This window comes from Nonomuraea harbinensis (genome assembly GCF_019396385.1).
Taxonomy (GTDB): Bacteria; Actinomycetota; Actinomycetes; order Streptosporangiales; family Streptosporangiaceae; genus Nonomuraea; species Nonomuraea ferruginea.
The window spans coordinates 65,098-80,160 of record NZ_JAHKRN010000041.1; the positions used below are offsets into that span (position 1 = coordinate 65,098).

Consider the following 15,063-nt stretch of genomic DNA (forward strand, 5'->3'; position numbering starts at 1 on the left):
GGTGTGGACGCCTGAGGCACGCCGAAACTTCTATCTGCCGACTCCGATCACGACAGCAGCTTGTCGAGCTCGGCCCTGGGCTCGCGCCCGAGATCCCTGTGCCCCTTCCTGCGCCAGTTGACGTGACCGTGGCTCTCCAGCCAGAGCATCAGCCGGTCGGCGCCGAACAGCACGGCGGCCGCGAACGCGAGGGCGATGACGATCTCCATGCGCCCAGTCAAGGAGGCGCGCGCGGGGCCGCGGGCGCCGACACGCCGCCCGCGACCCGATCACGTCACTGTCCTGACTTGGCGATGACCGTGCCCTCGGCGGTGCGCAGCTGGCCCTCGCCTGTGTAGACCCACTTGGTGGAGGTCAGCTCGGGCAGGCCCATCGGCCCGCGCGCGTGCAGCTTCTGCGTGGAGATGCCGATCTCGGCGCCGAACCCGAACTCCCCGCCGTCGGTGAACCGGGTCGAGGCGTTGACCGCCACCGCGGCCGAGTCGACCAGCGACACGAACCGCCGGGCCGCCTGCTGGGACCGGGTGACGATGGCGTCGGTGTGGCCGGACCCGTAACGCCGGATGTGGGCCACCGCGTCCTCCAGCGAGTCGACGACCGCCGCCGCGATGTCGAGCGAGAGGTACTCGGCGGTGAAGTCGTCCTCGGTGGCCGGCACCACGTCGTCGCCGTAGCGGGCCACGCGCGCGTCGCCGTGGACGGTCACCCCGGCCGCCTTCAGCGCTTCCAGCGCCCGGGGCACGAACGCGTCGGCCGCGTCGGCGTGCACCAGGAACGTCTCGGCCGCGTTGCACACCGACGGCCGCTGCGCCTTGGCGTTGACCAGGATCTCCACGGCCAGGTCGAGGTCGGCGCCGGCGTCGACGTACACGTGGCAGTTGCCCGTGCCGGTCTCGATGACCGGGACGGTGGACTCCTCCACGACCGAGTTGATCAGCGACGCGCCGCCGCGCGGGATGAGCACGTCGACCAGCCCGCGGGCGCGCATCAGCGTCTTCACCGAGTCGCGGGTGAGGCCCGGCACGAGCTGTACGGCCCCGGACGGCACCTCGGTGGCGGCCAGCGCCTCCTGCATCACCTTCACCAGGGCGGTGTTGGAGCTGTAGGCGCTGGAGGAGCCGCGCAGCAGCACCGCGTTGCCGCTCTTGAGGCAGAGCGCGGCGGCGTCGACGGTGACGTTGGGGCGGCCCTCGTAGATGATGCCGATGACACCGAGCGGCACCCTGAGCTGACGCAGTTCCAGCCCGTTGGGCAGGGTCGAGCCGCGCACCACCTCGCCCACCGGGTCGGGCAGGTCGGCCACCTGGCGCACGGCCTCGGCGATGGCGGCCACCCGGCCCTCGTCGAGCCGCAGCCGGTCGATCATGGCCTCGGCGGTGCCCTGCGCCCTGGCCTGCTCCACGTCCGCGGCGTTGGCCTCGACGATCTCGGCGGCATGCGCCACCAGGGCGTCGGCGACGGCGCGCAGGGCCCGGTCCTTGGGCGCCCGCGGCAGCGGGGCCAGCTCGGCGGCGGCCTCTCGTGCCGCGTGGGCGACCTTCAGGAACTCTGTGTTCATGCTTATTTGCTCTCCGTTTGATTGCTCCGCTGCGCTCCGCGGCGAAGGGCTCCTCAAGCCTCGCTCTTCCCTCGTCACTCCGGTCGCTTCGCTCCCTGCGTTCCTCAGTCCAGAGCGAGGCGAGCCCTTCGCAAAACCGGACGGGCCCTTCGTGTGTCAGCCGTGGGACTCTGTTATCCAGTCAGCCTTGGGACTTTGTGTTCCGGTCGGCCTTGGGACTCCAGTATTCCGGTCAGCTTTGGGGTTCCAGTATGACGATGTCGTCTCGGTGGATCAGTTCGCGTTCGTATTCCGGGCCTAGTTCGGTGGCCAGGTCGCGGGTGGAGCGGCCGAGGAGGCCTGGGATCTCCATCGCGTCGAAGTTGACCAGGCCGCGTGCCACCACGCGGCCGCGTGGTCCGCACAGGTCGACCGGGTCGCCGGCGGCGAACTCGCCCTCGACGGAGGTCACCCCGGCCGGCAGCAGGGACTTGCGGCGGGTGACGACGGCCTCGACCGCGCCGGCGTCGAGGTGGAGCCGGCCGCGCCCGGTGGTGGCGTGGGCCAGCCACAGCAGGCGCGTGCCCGGATGGCGGCCCTGCGGATGGAAGAAGGTGCCGACGTCGTCTCCGGCCAGCGCGTGCGCGGCGTGGGCGGCGGCGGTCAGCACGACCGGCACGCCCGCGCCGGTGGCGATCCTGGCCGCCTGGACCTTGGTGATCATGCCGCCGGTGCCGACGGCGCCGCCCTTGCCGAGCTGGACGCCGACCAGGTCCTCGGGCCCGCGGATCTCCGCCAGCCGCCGCGCGCCCGGCCGGCTCGGCGGGCCGTCGTAGAGCGCGTCGACGTCGGACAGCAGGATCAGCGCGTCGGCCCGGATGAGATGGCTGACCAGCGCGGCCAGCCGGTCGTTGTCACCGAAGCGGATCTCGTCGGTGGCGACGGTGTCGTTCTCGTTGACGATGGGCACGATGTCGAGCTCCAGCAGCCGGTCGAGGGTGCGCTGGGCGTTGACGTGGTGGGTGCGCCGCATCATGTCGTCGGCGGTCAGCAGCACCTGGCCGACGCGCAGCCCGTACCGGGCGAAGGAGGAGGTGTAGCGGGCGACCAGCACGCCCTGCCCGACGGACGCCGCCGCCTGCTGCGTGGCCAGGTCGCGCGGTCGCGCGGGCAGCCCGAGCGGGCCCAGGCCCGCCGCGATGGCGCCCGACGACACCAGCACGAGCTGGGTGCCGGCCCGGCGGCGCGCGGCGAGCACGTCGACGAGGGCGTCGACCCGGTCGACGTCGATCATGCCCTGGGGGGTCGTGAGCGACGATGAGCCGATCTTGACGACGGCCTTCGACGCTGAACCGATCTGTTCCCGCACGTCCAAACCCTATCCGAGCCCGCCAAACGGTTTATCCGAGGCGGCTGTCGGTGCCGCGCGGCCCCTGGCGGACCGCCTCGGCGTTCAGCGTCGGCTGCCAGTCGAAGATGTAACCGCCCTCCATCGGCCCGATCACCACCTCGACCCCGGCGGTGGCGCCGGCCTTGGCGAGCTCCTCCTCGACGCCGAGCCGCTCCAGCCGGTCGGCCAGGTAGCCGACGGCCTCGTCGTTGCTGAAGTCGGTCTGCCTGATCCACCGCTCCGGCTTCTCGCCGGTCACCTGGAACAGGTCGTCGTTGACCTTGCGCACCTTGAACCCGGCCTCGCCGAGCTGCTTGGGCCTGATGACGAGCCTGGTCGGCTCCTCGACGGGCTTGGCGGCGCGGGCTGCGGCCACCCACTCGCCCATCGCGTACGTGAGCTCGCGCAGCCCTTCGTGGGCCGCCGCCGACACGGTGAACACCCGCAGCCCGCGCTCCTCGAACTCGGGCCGTACGAGGTCGGCCAGGTCACGGGCGTCGGGCACGTCGGCCTTGTTGAGCACGACCATGCGCGGCCGGTCCTCCAGCTTGCCGTAGGCGTGCAGCTCCGCCTCGATCACCTCGTAGTCGGTGACGGGGTCGCGGCCCGGCTCCATGGTGGCGCAGTCGATGACGTGCACGAGCATGTCGCACCGCTCGACGTGGCGCAGGAACTCGTGGCCGAGCCCCTTGCCCTCGGACGCACCGGGGATCAGGCCGGGCACGTCGGCCACGGTGAACACGTTGTCGCCCGCGGTGACCACGCCCAGGTTGGGGATCAGGGTGGTGAACGGGTAGTCGGCGATCTTCGGCTTGGCCGCGCTGAGTGCGGCGATCAGCGACGACTTGCCCGCGCTGGGGAAGCCGACCAGCGCCACGTCGGCGACGCTCTTCAGCTCCAGCATCACGTCCAGCGCGTCGCCCGGCTCGCCCAGCAGCGCGAACCCGGGCGCCTTCCGCTTGGTGCTGGCCAGCGCGGCGTTGCCGAGGCCGCCGTGGCCGCCGCCGGCGATCACGTAACGGGTGCCGGCGCCGACCAGGTCGATGAGCACCTCACCGGTCGCCGCGTCCTTGACCACGGTGCCGTTCGGTACCGGCAGCACCACGTCGCCCCCGTTGGCGCCGTCGCGGTTGGAGCCCTGCCCCTGCTTGCCGTTGCCGGCCTTGCGGTGCGGGCGGCGGTGGTAGTCGAGCAGGGTGGCGGTGTTGGGGTCGACCTCCAGGATGACGTCCCCGCCCCGCCCGCCGTTGCCGCCGTCGGGGCCGCCGAGCGGCTTGAACTTCTCCCGGTGGATGGAGGCGCAGCCGTTCCCCCCGTCACCGGCCCTGACATGCAGGATCACCTGGTCCACGAAGTCCGGCATTCAGCTCTTCTCCTCCATAGGCCCGCGTACGGGCACACCATCACATCCAGCCGAGCACCCTCAGGAAACGGGTACCTCCGCCCCCTCAGACGAACGGGCTCCGCAGAGGTGCCCCGCCGATCGGCCGCTCCCCCGTACGAGGATCCGGCCGTACGACCGAGCCCTCCACACGGGACCGGCCACAAAACCGGCCCTTCCACGGAAGGAGTCGTACAACGGGACAAGGGGTGGATCGGCAGGCGATCCACCCCTTGTCTCAACCCCTCGCGACGGAGATTTACTCCGCGACGGGGACGATGCTCACGGCGCGGCGACCGCGCTTGGTGCCGAACTGGACGTGACCGGCGGTCAGCGCGAACAGGGTGTCGTCGCCGCCACGGCCGACGTTGTCACCCGGGTGGAAGTGGGTGCCGCGCTGGCGGACGATGATCTCGCCGGCGTTGACCAGCTGGCCGCCGAAGCGCTTGACGCCCAGGCGCTGAGCGTTGGAGTCGCGGCCGTTGCGGGTGGACGACGCGCCCTTCTTGTGTGCCATCTCTCAAACTCCCGATCAGGCCTGGTCGATACCGGTGATCTTCACCTGGGTGTACCGCTGACGGTGACCCTGGCGCTTCTTGTAACCGGTCTTGTTCTTGTATTTGAGAATGCGGATCTTCGGACCCTTGGTCTCACCGAGGATCTCGGCGTTGACCGTGAACCGGCCCGCCTCCGTGGTCACATCGCCGTCGTTGACGACGAGCACCGTCGGCAGCGAAACCGAAGAGCCGACCTCGCCGGCGACCTTGTCCACCTCGAGGACGTCACCGACGGAGACCTTCTGCTGCCTGCCGCCGCAACGAACGATCGCGTACACCGCGGAACCCTTCTACTGACTAGCTGTTGTCGATACACCGGCGCCCCGAGCGGGACGACCGCTGCCTCCGAATGCTGCGCCCGACCTCCGGCTCGTCCGAAACCGACGAACCGAGGGGCGCGCCAACAGGGCACGCCACCTAGCGCACCGATCCACTAGGGTACCGGATGATCCGTGCCCCTGGCGAACCGGACGATTCATCGGATCGCCCGCCAAGCGGTCACTCGGCGGACTTGGCTCGGCGGGAACGTCGCCGCCCCCTGCCGGAAGACTGGCCGCCGTGGTCGTCCTCATGCGGGACATCGTCAAGCGCACCGGTCACCGTATCACGGTTCCCCGTGTCCTTGGCCGCGGAGACCTTGTCGCCCATCTTGTCGGAGACCGCCTTCTCGACCGCCATCTTGCCCTGCGTGCCGCGCGGCTCCGGCTTGCTCTCGACCGGCTCCGTGGAGACGATCAGGCCCCGCCCGTTGCAGCAGTCGCACGGCGTCGAGAACGCCTCCAGCAGGCCCTGACCGACCCGCTTACGGGTCATCTGGACCAGCCCCAGCGAGGTCACCTCGGCCACCTGGTGCTTGGTCCGGTCGCGGGCCAGGCACTCCAGCATGCGCCGCAGCACCAGGTCGCGGTTGGACTCCAGCACCATGTCGATGAAGTCGATGACGATGATGCCGCCGATGTCGCGCAGCCGGAGCTGGCGCACGATCTCCTCGGCCGCCTCCAGGTTGTTGCGGGTGACGGTCTCCTCGAGGTTGCCGCCCTGGCCGGTGAACTTGCCGGTGTTGACGTCGACGACGGTCATCGCCTCGGTCCGGTCGATCACCAGCGAGCCGCCGCTCGGCAGCCACACCTTGCGCTCCATCGCCTTGGCGAGCTGCTCGTCGATCCGGTACGACTCGAACACGTCGCCCTGGCCGCCGTCCCACTTCGTCAGCCGCTCGGCCAGGTGCGGCGCGACGTACTTGACGTACTCGTCGACCGTCTCCCAGGCGTCCTCGCCCTGCACGACCAGCGAGCTGAAGTCCTCGTTGAAGACGTCGCGCACCACCCGGATGGTCAGGTCGGGCTCGGCCGACAGCAGCTCGGGCGGGCTGGCCGACTTGGCCTTCTTGCGGATGTTCTCCCACTGCGCCGACAGGCGGGCGACGTCGCGGGCCAGCTCCTCCTCCGAGGCGCCCTCCGCGGCCGTACGGACGATCACGCCGGCGTTCTCCGGCATGACCTTCTTCAGGATGCTCTTGAGCCGGGTGCGCTCCTTGTCGGGGAGCTTGCGGCTGATGCCGGTCATCGACCCGTCGGGCACGTACACCAGGTAGCGGCCGGGCAGGCTGATCTGCGAGGTCAGGCGGGCGCCCTTGTGGCCGATCGGGTCCTTGGTGACCTGCACCAGCACCGACTGGCCGGACTTCAGCGCCGACTCGATCCGCTTGGGCTGCCCCTCCAGGCCGGCGGTGTCGAAGTTGACCTCGCCCGCGTACAGGACGGCGTTGCGCCCCTTGCCGACGTCGACGAACGCGGCCTCCATCGACGGCAGCACGTTCTGCACCTTGCCGAGGTAGACGTTGCCGACGTAGGACTGGCTGGCCTCGCGGTTGACGTAGTGCTCGACGAGGATGCCGTCCTCCAGCACCGCGATCTGCGTGCGGTCGCCCTGGCGTCGCACCACCATCATCCGGTCGACGGACTCACGGCGGGCCAGGAACTCCGACTCGGTGATGATCGGCGGACGTCGGCGGCCCAGCTCGCGGCCCTCGCGCCGGCGCTGCTTCTTGGCTTCCAGGCGGGTGGAGCCGCGCACGCTCTGCACGCCGTCGGCGGAGGTGTCGTGGGCGGCCGCCCGGCCGGAGCGCGGGGCGCGGATGCGCACCACCGTGTTCGGCGGGTCGTCGGGCGTCGTGTCGGCCGTGTCGTCGTCAGCGCCGCGGCGGCGACGGCGACGGCGGCGGCGCGAGCTGGAGCCGGACTCGTCCTGGGACTCCTCGGACGCCTCCTCCTGGCCCTCCTCGTCGGAGTCGTCGCCCTCGTCGTTCTCGTCACGCTCGCGTGACTTGCCGCGCCCGCGCCCGCCGCGCCTGCGGCGACGGCGCCGGCCACCGGTCTCCTCCTGGTCGTCGGAGGTGTCGGCGTCGCCGTCGGTGTCGATGTCGGTGTCGTCCTCGGCGGTGACCTCGGCGCTCTCGTCGTGCGCCTCCACCTCAGGCTCGGGCTCCGGCTCCACCGGCCGTACGGGCTGCGCCTGCGTGGGGTCGGGCGCCTGGAACAGCGGCGCGAAGATGGCCGCCGGGCGCCGGAAGGCGGAACCTCCGGCCTCGTCCCGCCTGCGGGCGGCCAGCCCGAACGGGTCGGCCAGCAGGTTGACCTTGATGTCGTCCTCGTCGAGGTCCTCCCCGGCGGGCTCGTCGTCGAGCGGCTCGTCCTCGGGCAGGATCTCGAGAATCTCCTCCTGCTCATCGGCGGACCCGTCACGCTCTGCCGCGGCCTCCCCGGCCCCCGCGGCCACCTGCGCGGCCACACCCGGCTCGACGCGCGACTCAGCGGACCCGACCCCGGCACCACCCGCACGGGCAGCATCGTCACGGACCTCACCCGTACGAGCAGCGCCCGCACGGTCGGCACCCGCACGGTCAGCGCCCGCCGTAGTGGCACCCGCACGGTCGGCTCCCGCCGTAGCGGTGCCCGCGCGGTCAGCGCCCGTCGCAGCGGGCTCTCCCGCCTCGATCTCCGGCTCGGCCTTCTTACGGGACCGGCGCCGCTTCGCGGGCGCTTCCGGCTCGGCGGCCTCGCCCGGCGCACCGGCGCCGGAGACCGCGGCCCCGCTCACCTCAGCCGCGCCAGGGGTCTCGGTGCCGGAGGCCGCGACCGCCTCGCCACGGGCCGCCTCAGCGCCATTGGCAGGCACCTGGGCGTCGGGGGCGCCGACGGCCGCGTCCGGGGTCTCGGGGACGCCGGACGCACCGGTCTCCGCCTCGTCGGCGGTCTTCTTGCGGCGCCGGGTCGTCGTGGCCGTCGACCGGGTCCGCGTGGTGCGCTTGGGCTTGGCCTCCTCGACGGCGGCGGCCGCCTCCTCGGCCGGGCTCACCGGAGCCGGCGCGGCGACGACCTCGCCGGGCTCTCCGGCCGCGCGTTGCGCCGCCACACTGGGCAGCGGCCGCCCTTCGGTCACCGACGGCGCGGCCTGGGCGGCCGGGACGGTGACCGGGGCGGAGGGCTTCTCCTCAGGGATCTCCGGCGGGGGCCCCGCCGGCCTCTTGGCCGCGCCGCGGCGCCTGGTCACCTGGGACTGTTCTGTTGTCTCCCCGTCAGGGCCATTGGCCCCGGCGTTGGGCTCGTTCTCGTCGAGCATGCGGGCGCTCTCCCGTCAGCCCCCGGGCGCGTCGCCGCGCCGCGCAGGAGCATCGTGTCTCGTTGTCCGCCACACCCGGAGGCGTGGCGCCAAGTCCTGTCTGCCGGTCACACCCCATGGGGCGCTCCCCTTAACCGGCGACGTGCTCACCCGCCGGTCCCGCCTCGCCGCCGCGCGTCGTATCGCGGTCCAGGTCGAGCGGGTCGGCAAGTGCACCGGTGCCGGCGTCGAGTGGCCCCTGCGCCAGCCTGGTCACCTCGGGGGGGACCGGCGGCGCGAAGTCGGCCACAAGGCGCAGCCCTGTGAGCACATCGTCGGGTCGAACGGCAGGAGTCATGTGCCGAACAACCATGCGCAGTATGACACACGACTGTCCGGGCACCTGAGCTGCTGTTCTCCCTGTTCCCTCCGGCACCGTGAGCCTCAGCACGGCCTCGCGCGCGTCGAAGCGCCGCGGCCCCTTCTTGGTGAGGCGCTCGACCTCCACGTGGCCGGCCGCGAGGAACTTCTGCACCGCCTCTTCGGCGTGCTCGCGGTCGGCGCCGGGCAGCCGCACCTCCCACTCGGAGACCTCCAGGCGGTCGGCCAGCGCGCCGGGGCCGGCCTCGACGACGTCGAGCACGTCAAGGCCCGGCGGCAGCGATCCGTCGAGGTCGGTCTTGACCTGCCGGGGATCGCACGGCGTGGTGACGCCGATCTCGAGGTATTCGGCTTCGCTGGCAACGCCGGTCGGCGCTGCTCCCGCGTAGGAGATCTTCGGATGTGGCGAGAAGCCCGCACTGTAGGCCACCGGAATACCGGCACGACGGACCGCACGCTCGACGGCCCGCGAGATGTCGCGGTGGCTGGTGAAGCGCAGGCGTCCGCGCTTGGCGTAGCGCACACGCAGGCGCTGCACCGTGGGCGCGGGCGGTGGCCCGTCGGGAACAGGTTTCAGTGCCTTGTCGTCCTTCCCTTGTAAGAGTTTCTTCTCTCAGGATAAGCCGCCCGGGCACCCGCGTGTACAGGATCATGTACGGCGAGACACCGGCCGCGCACCCGGCGCGTCGTCAGACGACCGTGAGCGGAAGGAGTTTGCGGCCCGTCGGACCGATCTGAATCTCGGTGCCCATGGTGGGGCAGACGCCGCAGTCGTAGCACGGGGTCCAGCGGCAGTCTTCGACCTCGCCGCCCGAGACGGCGTCCTGCCAGTCCTGCCAGAGCCACTCGCGGTCGAGCCCGGCGTCGAGGTGGTCCCAGGGCAGGACCTCGTTCTCCTCGCGCTCGCGCGTGGTGTACCAGTCGACGTCGACGCCGGCCCGCTCGGCGGCGGCCATCCATCGTTCGTAGGAGAAGTGCTCGCTCCAGCCGTCGAAGCGTCCGCCGTCTTCCCAGACCGCGCGGATGACGGCGCCGACCCGGCGGTCGCCGCGCGACAGCAGGCCCTCCACGATGGACGGCTTGCCGTCGTGGTAGCGGTAGCCGATGGCCCGGCCGTACTCCTTGTCGCGGCGCAGCGAGTCGCGCAGCGCCTTGAGCCGCCGGTCGACGGTCTCGTGGTCGGCCTGGCCCGCCCACTGGAACGGGGTGTGCGGCTTGGGCACGAAGCCGCCGATGGAGACGGTGCAGCGGATGTCGCGCGACCCGGTGGCCTCGCGGCCCGCCTTGATGACCTTCTTGGCCAGGTCGGCGATGCCGAGCACGTCCTCGTCGGTCTCGGTGGGCAGCCCGCACATGAAGTAGAGCTTCACCTGCCGCCAGCCCTGGGAGTAGGCGGCGGTGACGGTGCGGATGAGGTCTTCCTCGGTGACCATCTTGTTGATCACCTTGCGCATGCGCTCGGAGCCGCCCTCGGGGGCGAAGGTGAGGCCGGAGCGCCGCCCGTTGCGGGAGAACTCGTTGGCCAGGTCGATGTTGAACGCGTCGACCCGGGTCGAGGGCAGCGACAGCGAGGTGTTGGTGCCCTCGTAGCGGTCGGCCAGGCCCTTGGCCAGGTCGCCGATCTCGCTGTGGTCGGCGGACGACAGCGACAGCAGCCCGACCTCGTTGAAGCCGGACTCCTCGATGCCCTGCTTCACCATGGCGCCGACCGTGGTGATCGACCGCTCCCGCACCGGACGGGTGATCATGCCGGCCTGGCAGAACCGGCAGCCGCGGGTGCAGCCGCGGAAGATCTCCACGCTGAAGCGTTCGTGCACGGTCTCGGCCAGCGGCACCAGCGGCTTCTTCGGGTAGGGCCACTCGTCGAGGTCCATGACGGTGTGCTTGTGGACCCGCCACGGCACGTCGGGACGGTTGGGCGCGACCCGCTTGATGCGGCCGTCGGGGTGGTAGTCGACGTCGTAGAACCTGGGCACGTAGACGCCGCCGGACTCGGCCAGGCGCATGAGCAGCTCGTCGCGCCCGCCGGGCCTGCCCTCGTCCTTCCACTCGCGGATGACCTCGGTGATGGCGATCGCGATCTGCTCGCCGTCGCCGAGCACGGCCGCGTCGAGGAAGTCGGCGATCGGCTCGGGGTTGAAGGCGGCGTGGCCGCCTGCGAGCACGATCGGGTCGTCGTCGCCACGCTCGGCGGCCACCAGCGGGATCCCGGCCAGGTCGAGCGCGGTCAGCATGTTGGTGTAGCCGAGCTCGGTCGAGAAGGAGACGCCGAACACGTCGAACGCGCGCACCGGCCGGTGGGCGTCGACCGTGAACTGCGGCACGCCCTCGGCCCGCATGAGCGCCTCGAGATCCGGCCAGACCGCGTAGGTGCGCTCGGCCAGGGTCGCGGGCAGCTCGTTGAGGATCTCGTACAGGATGGCCACGCCCTGGTTGGGCAGCCCCACCTCGTAGGCGTCGGGGTACATCAGCGCCCAGCGCACGTCGGCGGAGTCCCACTCCTTGACCGTCGAGTTGAGCTCACCCCCGACGTACTGGATCGGCTTCTGCACCTTGGGCAGCAGCGGTTCCAGGCGAGGGAAAATCGACTCCGCAGTCATACGACCCAGGGTAGCGGCGCCTGGCCGTTCAGCCGAACGCACGCTGCCTCACGTGGATGGCCTGCAGCAACCCGACCCCGATGAGGTTGGCGAAGGTGGAGGTGCCGCCGTAGGAGACGAACGGCAGCGGCAGCCCGGTGATGGGCATGATGCCGATGGTCATGCCGACGTTCACGAACATCTGGAAGGTGAACCAGCACACGATCGTGCCCGCCATCAGCGTGCCGAACCGGTCCTTGCAGTGCCGCGCGATCCACAGCCCGCGCAGCAGCACCAGGCCGAGCAGCGCCACCAGGGTGACCGAGCCGAGGAAGCCGAACTCCTCGCCCGCCACGGTGAAGATGAAGTCGGTGTGCTGCTCCGGCACGAACCGGCCGGTGGTCTGCCCGCCCCCGAGCAGCCCCTTGCCGAACAGCTGCCCGGAGCCGATCGCGATCAGTGACTGGGTGCTGTTGTAGCCGACGCCGCGCGGGTCGACGCTCGGATCGACGAACGCGGTGAACCGGGCCACCTGGTAGGGCTCCAGCACGTCGAAGAAGAAGACGCAGAAGATCCCGGCGGCGCCGATGAGCGTGAACAGGGCGATCAGCCGCTTGCGCACCCCGGAGATGATCATGGCGGAGGCCGTGACGGCGGCCAGCACGAGCGCGGTGCCGAGGTCGGGCTGGAGCATCACCAGCACCAGCGTGATCCCGGCGGCCACCAGCGCCAGCAGCACGTCCAGGCCGCGCGGCCGGTCGGTGCCCTCGACCGGCTGGGCCAGCAGCATGGACGTGATCAGCACCAGGCCGACCTTGGCGAACTCCGACGGCTGCACCGCGAATCCGCCGCCGAGCAGGATCCACGAGTGGGACCCGTTGATGGTCGCGCCCAGAGGCGTCAGCACGAGCCCCAGCCCGACGAGCGAGACCAGGTAGACCACCGGCGCGTACGCCCGCACCGCCCGGTAGTCGGTCATCGCGACCGCGAGGCACAGCGCCACCCCGATCACCTGGTTCAACAGGTGCTTCCACAGCAGCCCGGTGGAGCCGGGCGCCCACGTCCGCGTGGACGACCAGACGAGCAGGGAGCCGAGGACCAGCAGCGCGGCCACGGCGACCAGCATCACCACGTCCAGCCGCCACACCGCCGACTCCGGCCCGAACACCCTGCGGGTGAACGGCCGCCGCCCCGCCGCCAGCGCACCACCGGTCATCCTGGCACCACCGTCCCGTCGGGCCGGAACGTCGGCAGCTCCGACACCGGCTTGCCATCCCGCACCGCGGCCGGCCGTTTGATGCCGAAGATGCCCTCGTAGATCTCACGGGCGGCGGGCGCGGCGGTCTCCGCGCCGAACCCGCCCTGGGAGACCATGACGACCACGACGAACCGCGGGTTACGGGTCGGCGCGAACGAGGCGAACCAGGAGGTGTCCTGCTTGCCCCACACCTCCGCCGTGCCCGTCTTGCCGCCGATCGCCACCTGGTCCATGGGGAAACCGGCGAAGGCCCCGGCCGCGGTGCCGTCGGAGGGGACCTGGCTGAGGGCGTTCTTGATGTAGCGCCGCTCCTTCTCCGTCACCGGGAGCCTGCCGACGACAGGCACGGGAATGGTCTTGACCACCTTCCCGTCCGGCCGCACCATCGCCCAGCCGATCCGCGGGCTGCGCACCTTGCCGTCGGTGACGAGCGCCGCGTACGCGCGAGCCAGCTGCAGCGGCGTCACCAGCACGTCCCCCTGACCGATGCTGAAGTTGGCCGAGTCGCCCGGCCGCAGGATGAACCCCTCGGCGCAGTTCTCGTGCGCCAGCCGCTTGAGGAACGCCGCCCGGGCGCCGTCCTTGACCTCGGGATAGCCGGTCTGCGCCCGCTTGCAGTTCTCGCCGCTGGTCAGCGCCCAGGTCTCCTTCTTCCAGCGGCGGTCGGGGATGCGCCCGTGCGACTCGCCCGGCAGGTCGACACCGGTGGGCGCGCCGAACCCGAACTTCCTGGCGGTGTTGGCGAACACCTCGGCGACGTGCTTCTTCGGCGTCCGCCCGCCGTCCTTCAGGTACTGGTCGTACGCGGCCTTGTAGAAGATCGTGTCGCACGACTTCACCAGCGCCGTGTGGAGGGTGAGCGTGCCGAGCGGGATGCCGCGGAAGCCGTTGAAGGCACGGTCGCCGATCATGACGGAGCCGGGGCAGCTGTACTGGCCGTCGAGCGGGTATCCGGCCCGCAGCATCGAGGCCACGGACGACACCTTGAACGTCGATCCGGGCGCGAACTGGCCGTTGATCGCCCGCGACGTCAGCGGCTTGCCGGACTTCTCCGACAGCAGGTGGCGGTAGGTGCGCGCGGAGATGCCGCCCGCCCACACGGACGGGTTGTAACCGGGCGCGCTGGACATCGCTAGCACCCGCGAGGTGCGCGCGTCGAGCACCACCGCCGCGCCCCCGTCGGCGGCGGGCGCGGACTTCATCGCCTTCTGCAGCGCCCGCTCGGTGACCGCCTGGATGCGCGCGTCGATGCTGGTCACCAGGTGGTGGCCGGCGACGGACGGCACCTCCTTCTCCACCCCGAGCGGCTTGCCCATCCGGTCGACCTGCACCCTGCGGATGCCGGCCTTGCCCCGCAGCTCCTCGTCGTAGAAGTACTCCAGACCGTCACGCCCGGCCAGGTCGACGCCCGAGAAGGTGGCCTTCAGCCCGACCCGCTTCTCCAGCTCGGCCTCGGTCACCGGGGACAGGTAGCCGAACATCTGCGCCCCGGCCTCACCCAGGGGATACTCCCTGATGGCCTGGATCTCCGCCGACACCGCGGGGAACTTCTCCTGCTGCTCCAGGATCTGCAGCGCCTCGCGGGTGTCGACCTTCTCGTCGAGCGGCACGGGTTGGTACGGGGAGCCGGTCCAGCACGGCTTGGGCACGTCGGGACCGCAGGGCGTGATCCGCCTCTGCAGCTGCGAGACGGGCCGGCTGAGCACCTCCGACAGCTTGCCCAGCACCTTGACCCCGCTGTCGCGCATCCGCACCAGCCTGTTGCGGTCGACCGAGACGACCAGCCGGGACTTGTTGCGCACCAGCGGGCGGCCCGAGGAGTCGAGGATCTGCCCGCGCACCGCGGGCACGATGACGGTCCTGGTACGGGTCTCGGTCGCCCGGTTGACGAACTCGGGGCCGCGTACGACCTGCACCTGCCAGAGCCGCACGGCGAGCGCCGCGAGCAGCACCAGCACGAGCACCTGCACCACGAGCAGCCGGGTCCGCATGCGGTTCACAGCAGGTGCCTCTCCCGCGCGCCACGCGAAGCCAGCCAGACCACCACGGGGGCGACGATGAGCGTGCAGGCCACGGTCACCGGGACCTGCTGGGTGAGCGTCGAGACCGTGACCCGCGGGTCGGACAGCAGCCCGCTCACGGCCGCGGCCAGCAGCGGCGCGAGCAGCACGCACAGCACGACGGTGACGACCTTGTTGCCCACGCCCCGCCCGGCCAGATAGCCCACCAGCGCGAACACGAACGCGTACAGCCCCGCCACGTGCGCCGTCGGCGGCGCGAGATCGACGAGCAGCCCAGCCCCGAACCCGAGCACCGCCCCGGCGGCGGGCCCGCGCGCCACCCGAGAGACGCGGTGCTGCCGCGGAGGGAGGGGACGCGA

General features: G+C 71.3%; 12 protein-coding genes. All 12 read right to left on the reverse strand.

Annotated elements, in window-relative coordinates:
* Window positions 1–47: 47 nt before the first annotated feature.
* Window positions 48–209: a hypothetical protein gene (locus KME79_RS32650; protein WP_219548650.1), complete on the reverse strand. Its 162-nt coding sequence runs from the start codon at window positions 207–209 to the stop codon at window positions 48–50.
* Between the two features lie 65 nt (window positions 210–274).
* On the reverse strand, window positions 275–1,558 hold the full coding sequence (locus KME79_RS32655; protein WP_148029980.1) for a glutamate-5-semialdehyde dehydrogenase: 1,284 nt from the start codon (window positions 1,556–1,558) through the stop codon (window positions 275–277).
* Window positions 1,559–1,790: 232 nt separating this feature from the next.
* Window positions 1,791–2,906 (reverse strand): glutamate 5-kinase, encoded by a 1,116-nt coding sequence (gene proB, locus KME79_RS32660; RefSeq protein ID WP_372452504.1) that lies wholly within the window; start codon window positions 2,904–2,906, stop codon window positions 1,791–1,793.
* A gap of 31 nt (window positions 2,907–2,937) precedes the next feature.
* The gene (gene obgE, locus KME79_RS32665; RefSeq protein ID WP_148029978.1) at window positions 2,938–4,290 is read right to left on the reverse strand and encodes a GTPase ObgE; all 1,353 of its coding nucleotides are present in this window, start codon (window positions 4,288–4,290) and stop codon (window positions 2,938–2,940) included.
* Between the two features lie 277 nt (window positions 4,291–4,567).
* The gene (rpmA, locus tag KME79_RS32670; RefSeq protein WP_068925700.1) at window positions 4,568–4,825 is read right to left on the reverse strand and encodes a 50S ribosomal protein L27; all 258 of its coding nucleotides are present in this window, start codon (window positions 4,823–4,825) and stop codon (window positions 4,568–4,570) included.
* A gap of 15 nt (window positions 4,826–4,840) precedes the next feature.
* Window positions 4,841–5,143 carry a 50S ribosomal protein L21 gene (gene rplU, locus KME79_RS32675; protein WP_148029977.1) on the reverse strand — a complete coding sequence of 101 codons (303 nt, stop codon included), beginning with the start codon at window positions 5,141–5,143 and terminating at the stop codon, window positions 4,841–4,843.
* Between the two features lie 220 nt (window positions 5,144–5,363).
* Complete coding sequence (locus tag KME79_RS32680) at window positions 5,364–8,486, reverse strand: Rne/Rng family ribonuclease (RefSeq protein WP_246640793.1); 3,123 nt, start codon at window positions 8,484–8,486, stop codon at window positions 5,364–5,366.
* A gap of 130 nt (window positions 8,487–8,616) precedes the next feature.
* Window positions 8,617–9,369, reverse strand: coding sequence for a TIGR03936 family radical SAM-associated protein (locus KME79_RS32685; RefSeq protein ID WP_261808373.1), 753 nt, complete (start codon window positions 9,367–9,369; stop codon window positions 8,617–8,619).
* Window positions 9,370–9,535: 166 nt separating this feature from the next.
* On the reverse strand, window positions 9,536–11,446 hold the full coding sequence (locus tag KME79_RS32690) for a TIGR03960 family B12-binding radical SAM protein (protein ID WP_219548654.1): 1,911 nt from the start codon (window positions 11,444–11,446) through the stop codon (window positions 9,536–9,538).
* A 28-nt stretch (window positions 11,447–11,474) separates the two neighbouring features.
* Window positions 11,475–12,641 carry a rod shape-determining protein RodA gene (gene rodA, locus KME79_RS32695; protein WP_219548655.1) on the reverse strand — a complete coding sequence of 389 codons (1,167 nt, stop codon included), beginning with the start codon at window positions 12,639–12,641 and terminating at the stop codon, window positions 11,475–11,477.
* Complete coding sequence (mrdA, locus tag KME79_RS32700; RefSeq protein ID WP_246640807.1) at window positions 12,638–14,674, reverse strand: penicillin-binding protein 2; 2,037 nt, start codon at window positions 14,672–14,674, stop codon at window positions 12,638–12,640. The genes rodA and mrdA overlap by 4 nt, the downstream gene beginning before the upstream one ends.
* Window positions 14,675–14,679: 5 nt before the next feature.
* On the reverse strand, window positions 14,680–15,063 hold a 384-nt coding region (locus tag KME79_RS32705; protein WP_219548659.1), incomplete at its 5' end, for a rod shape-determining protein MreD.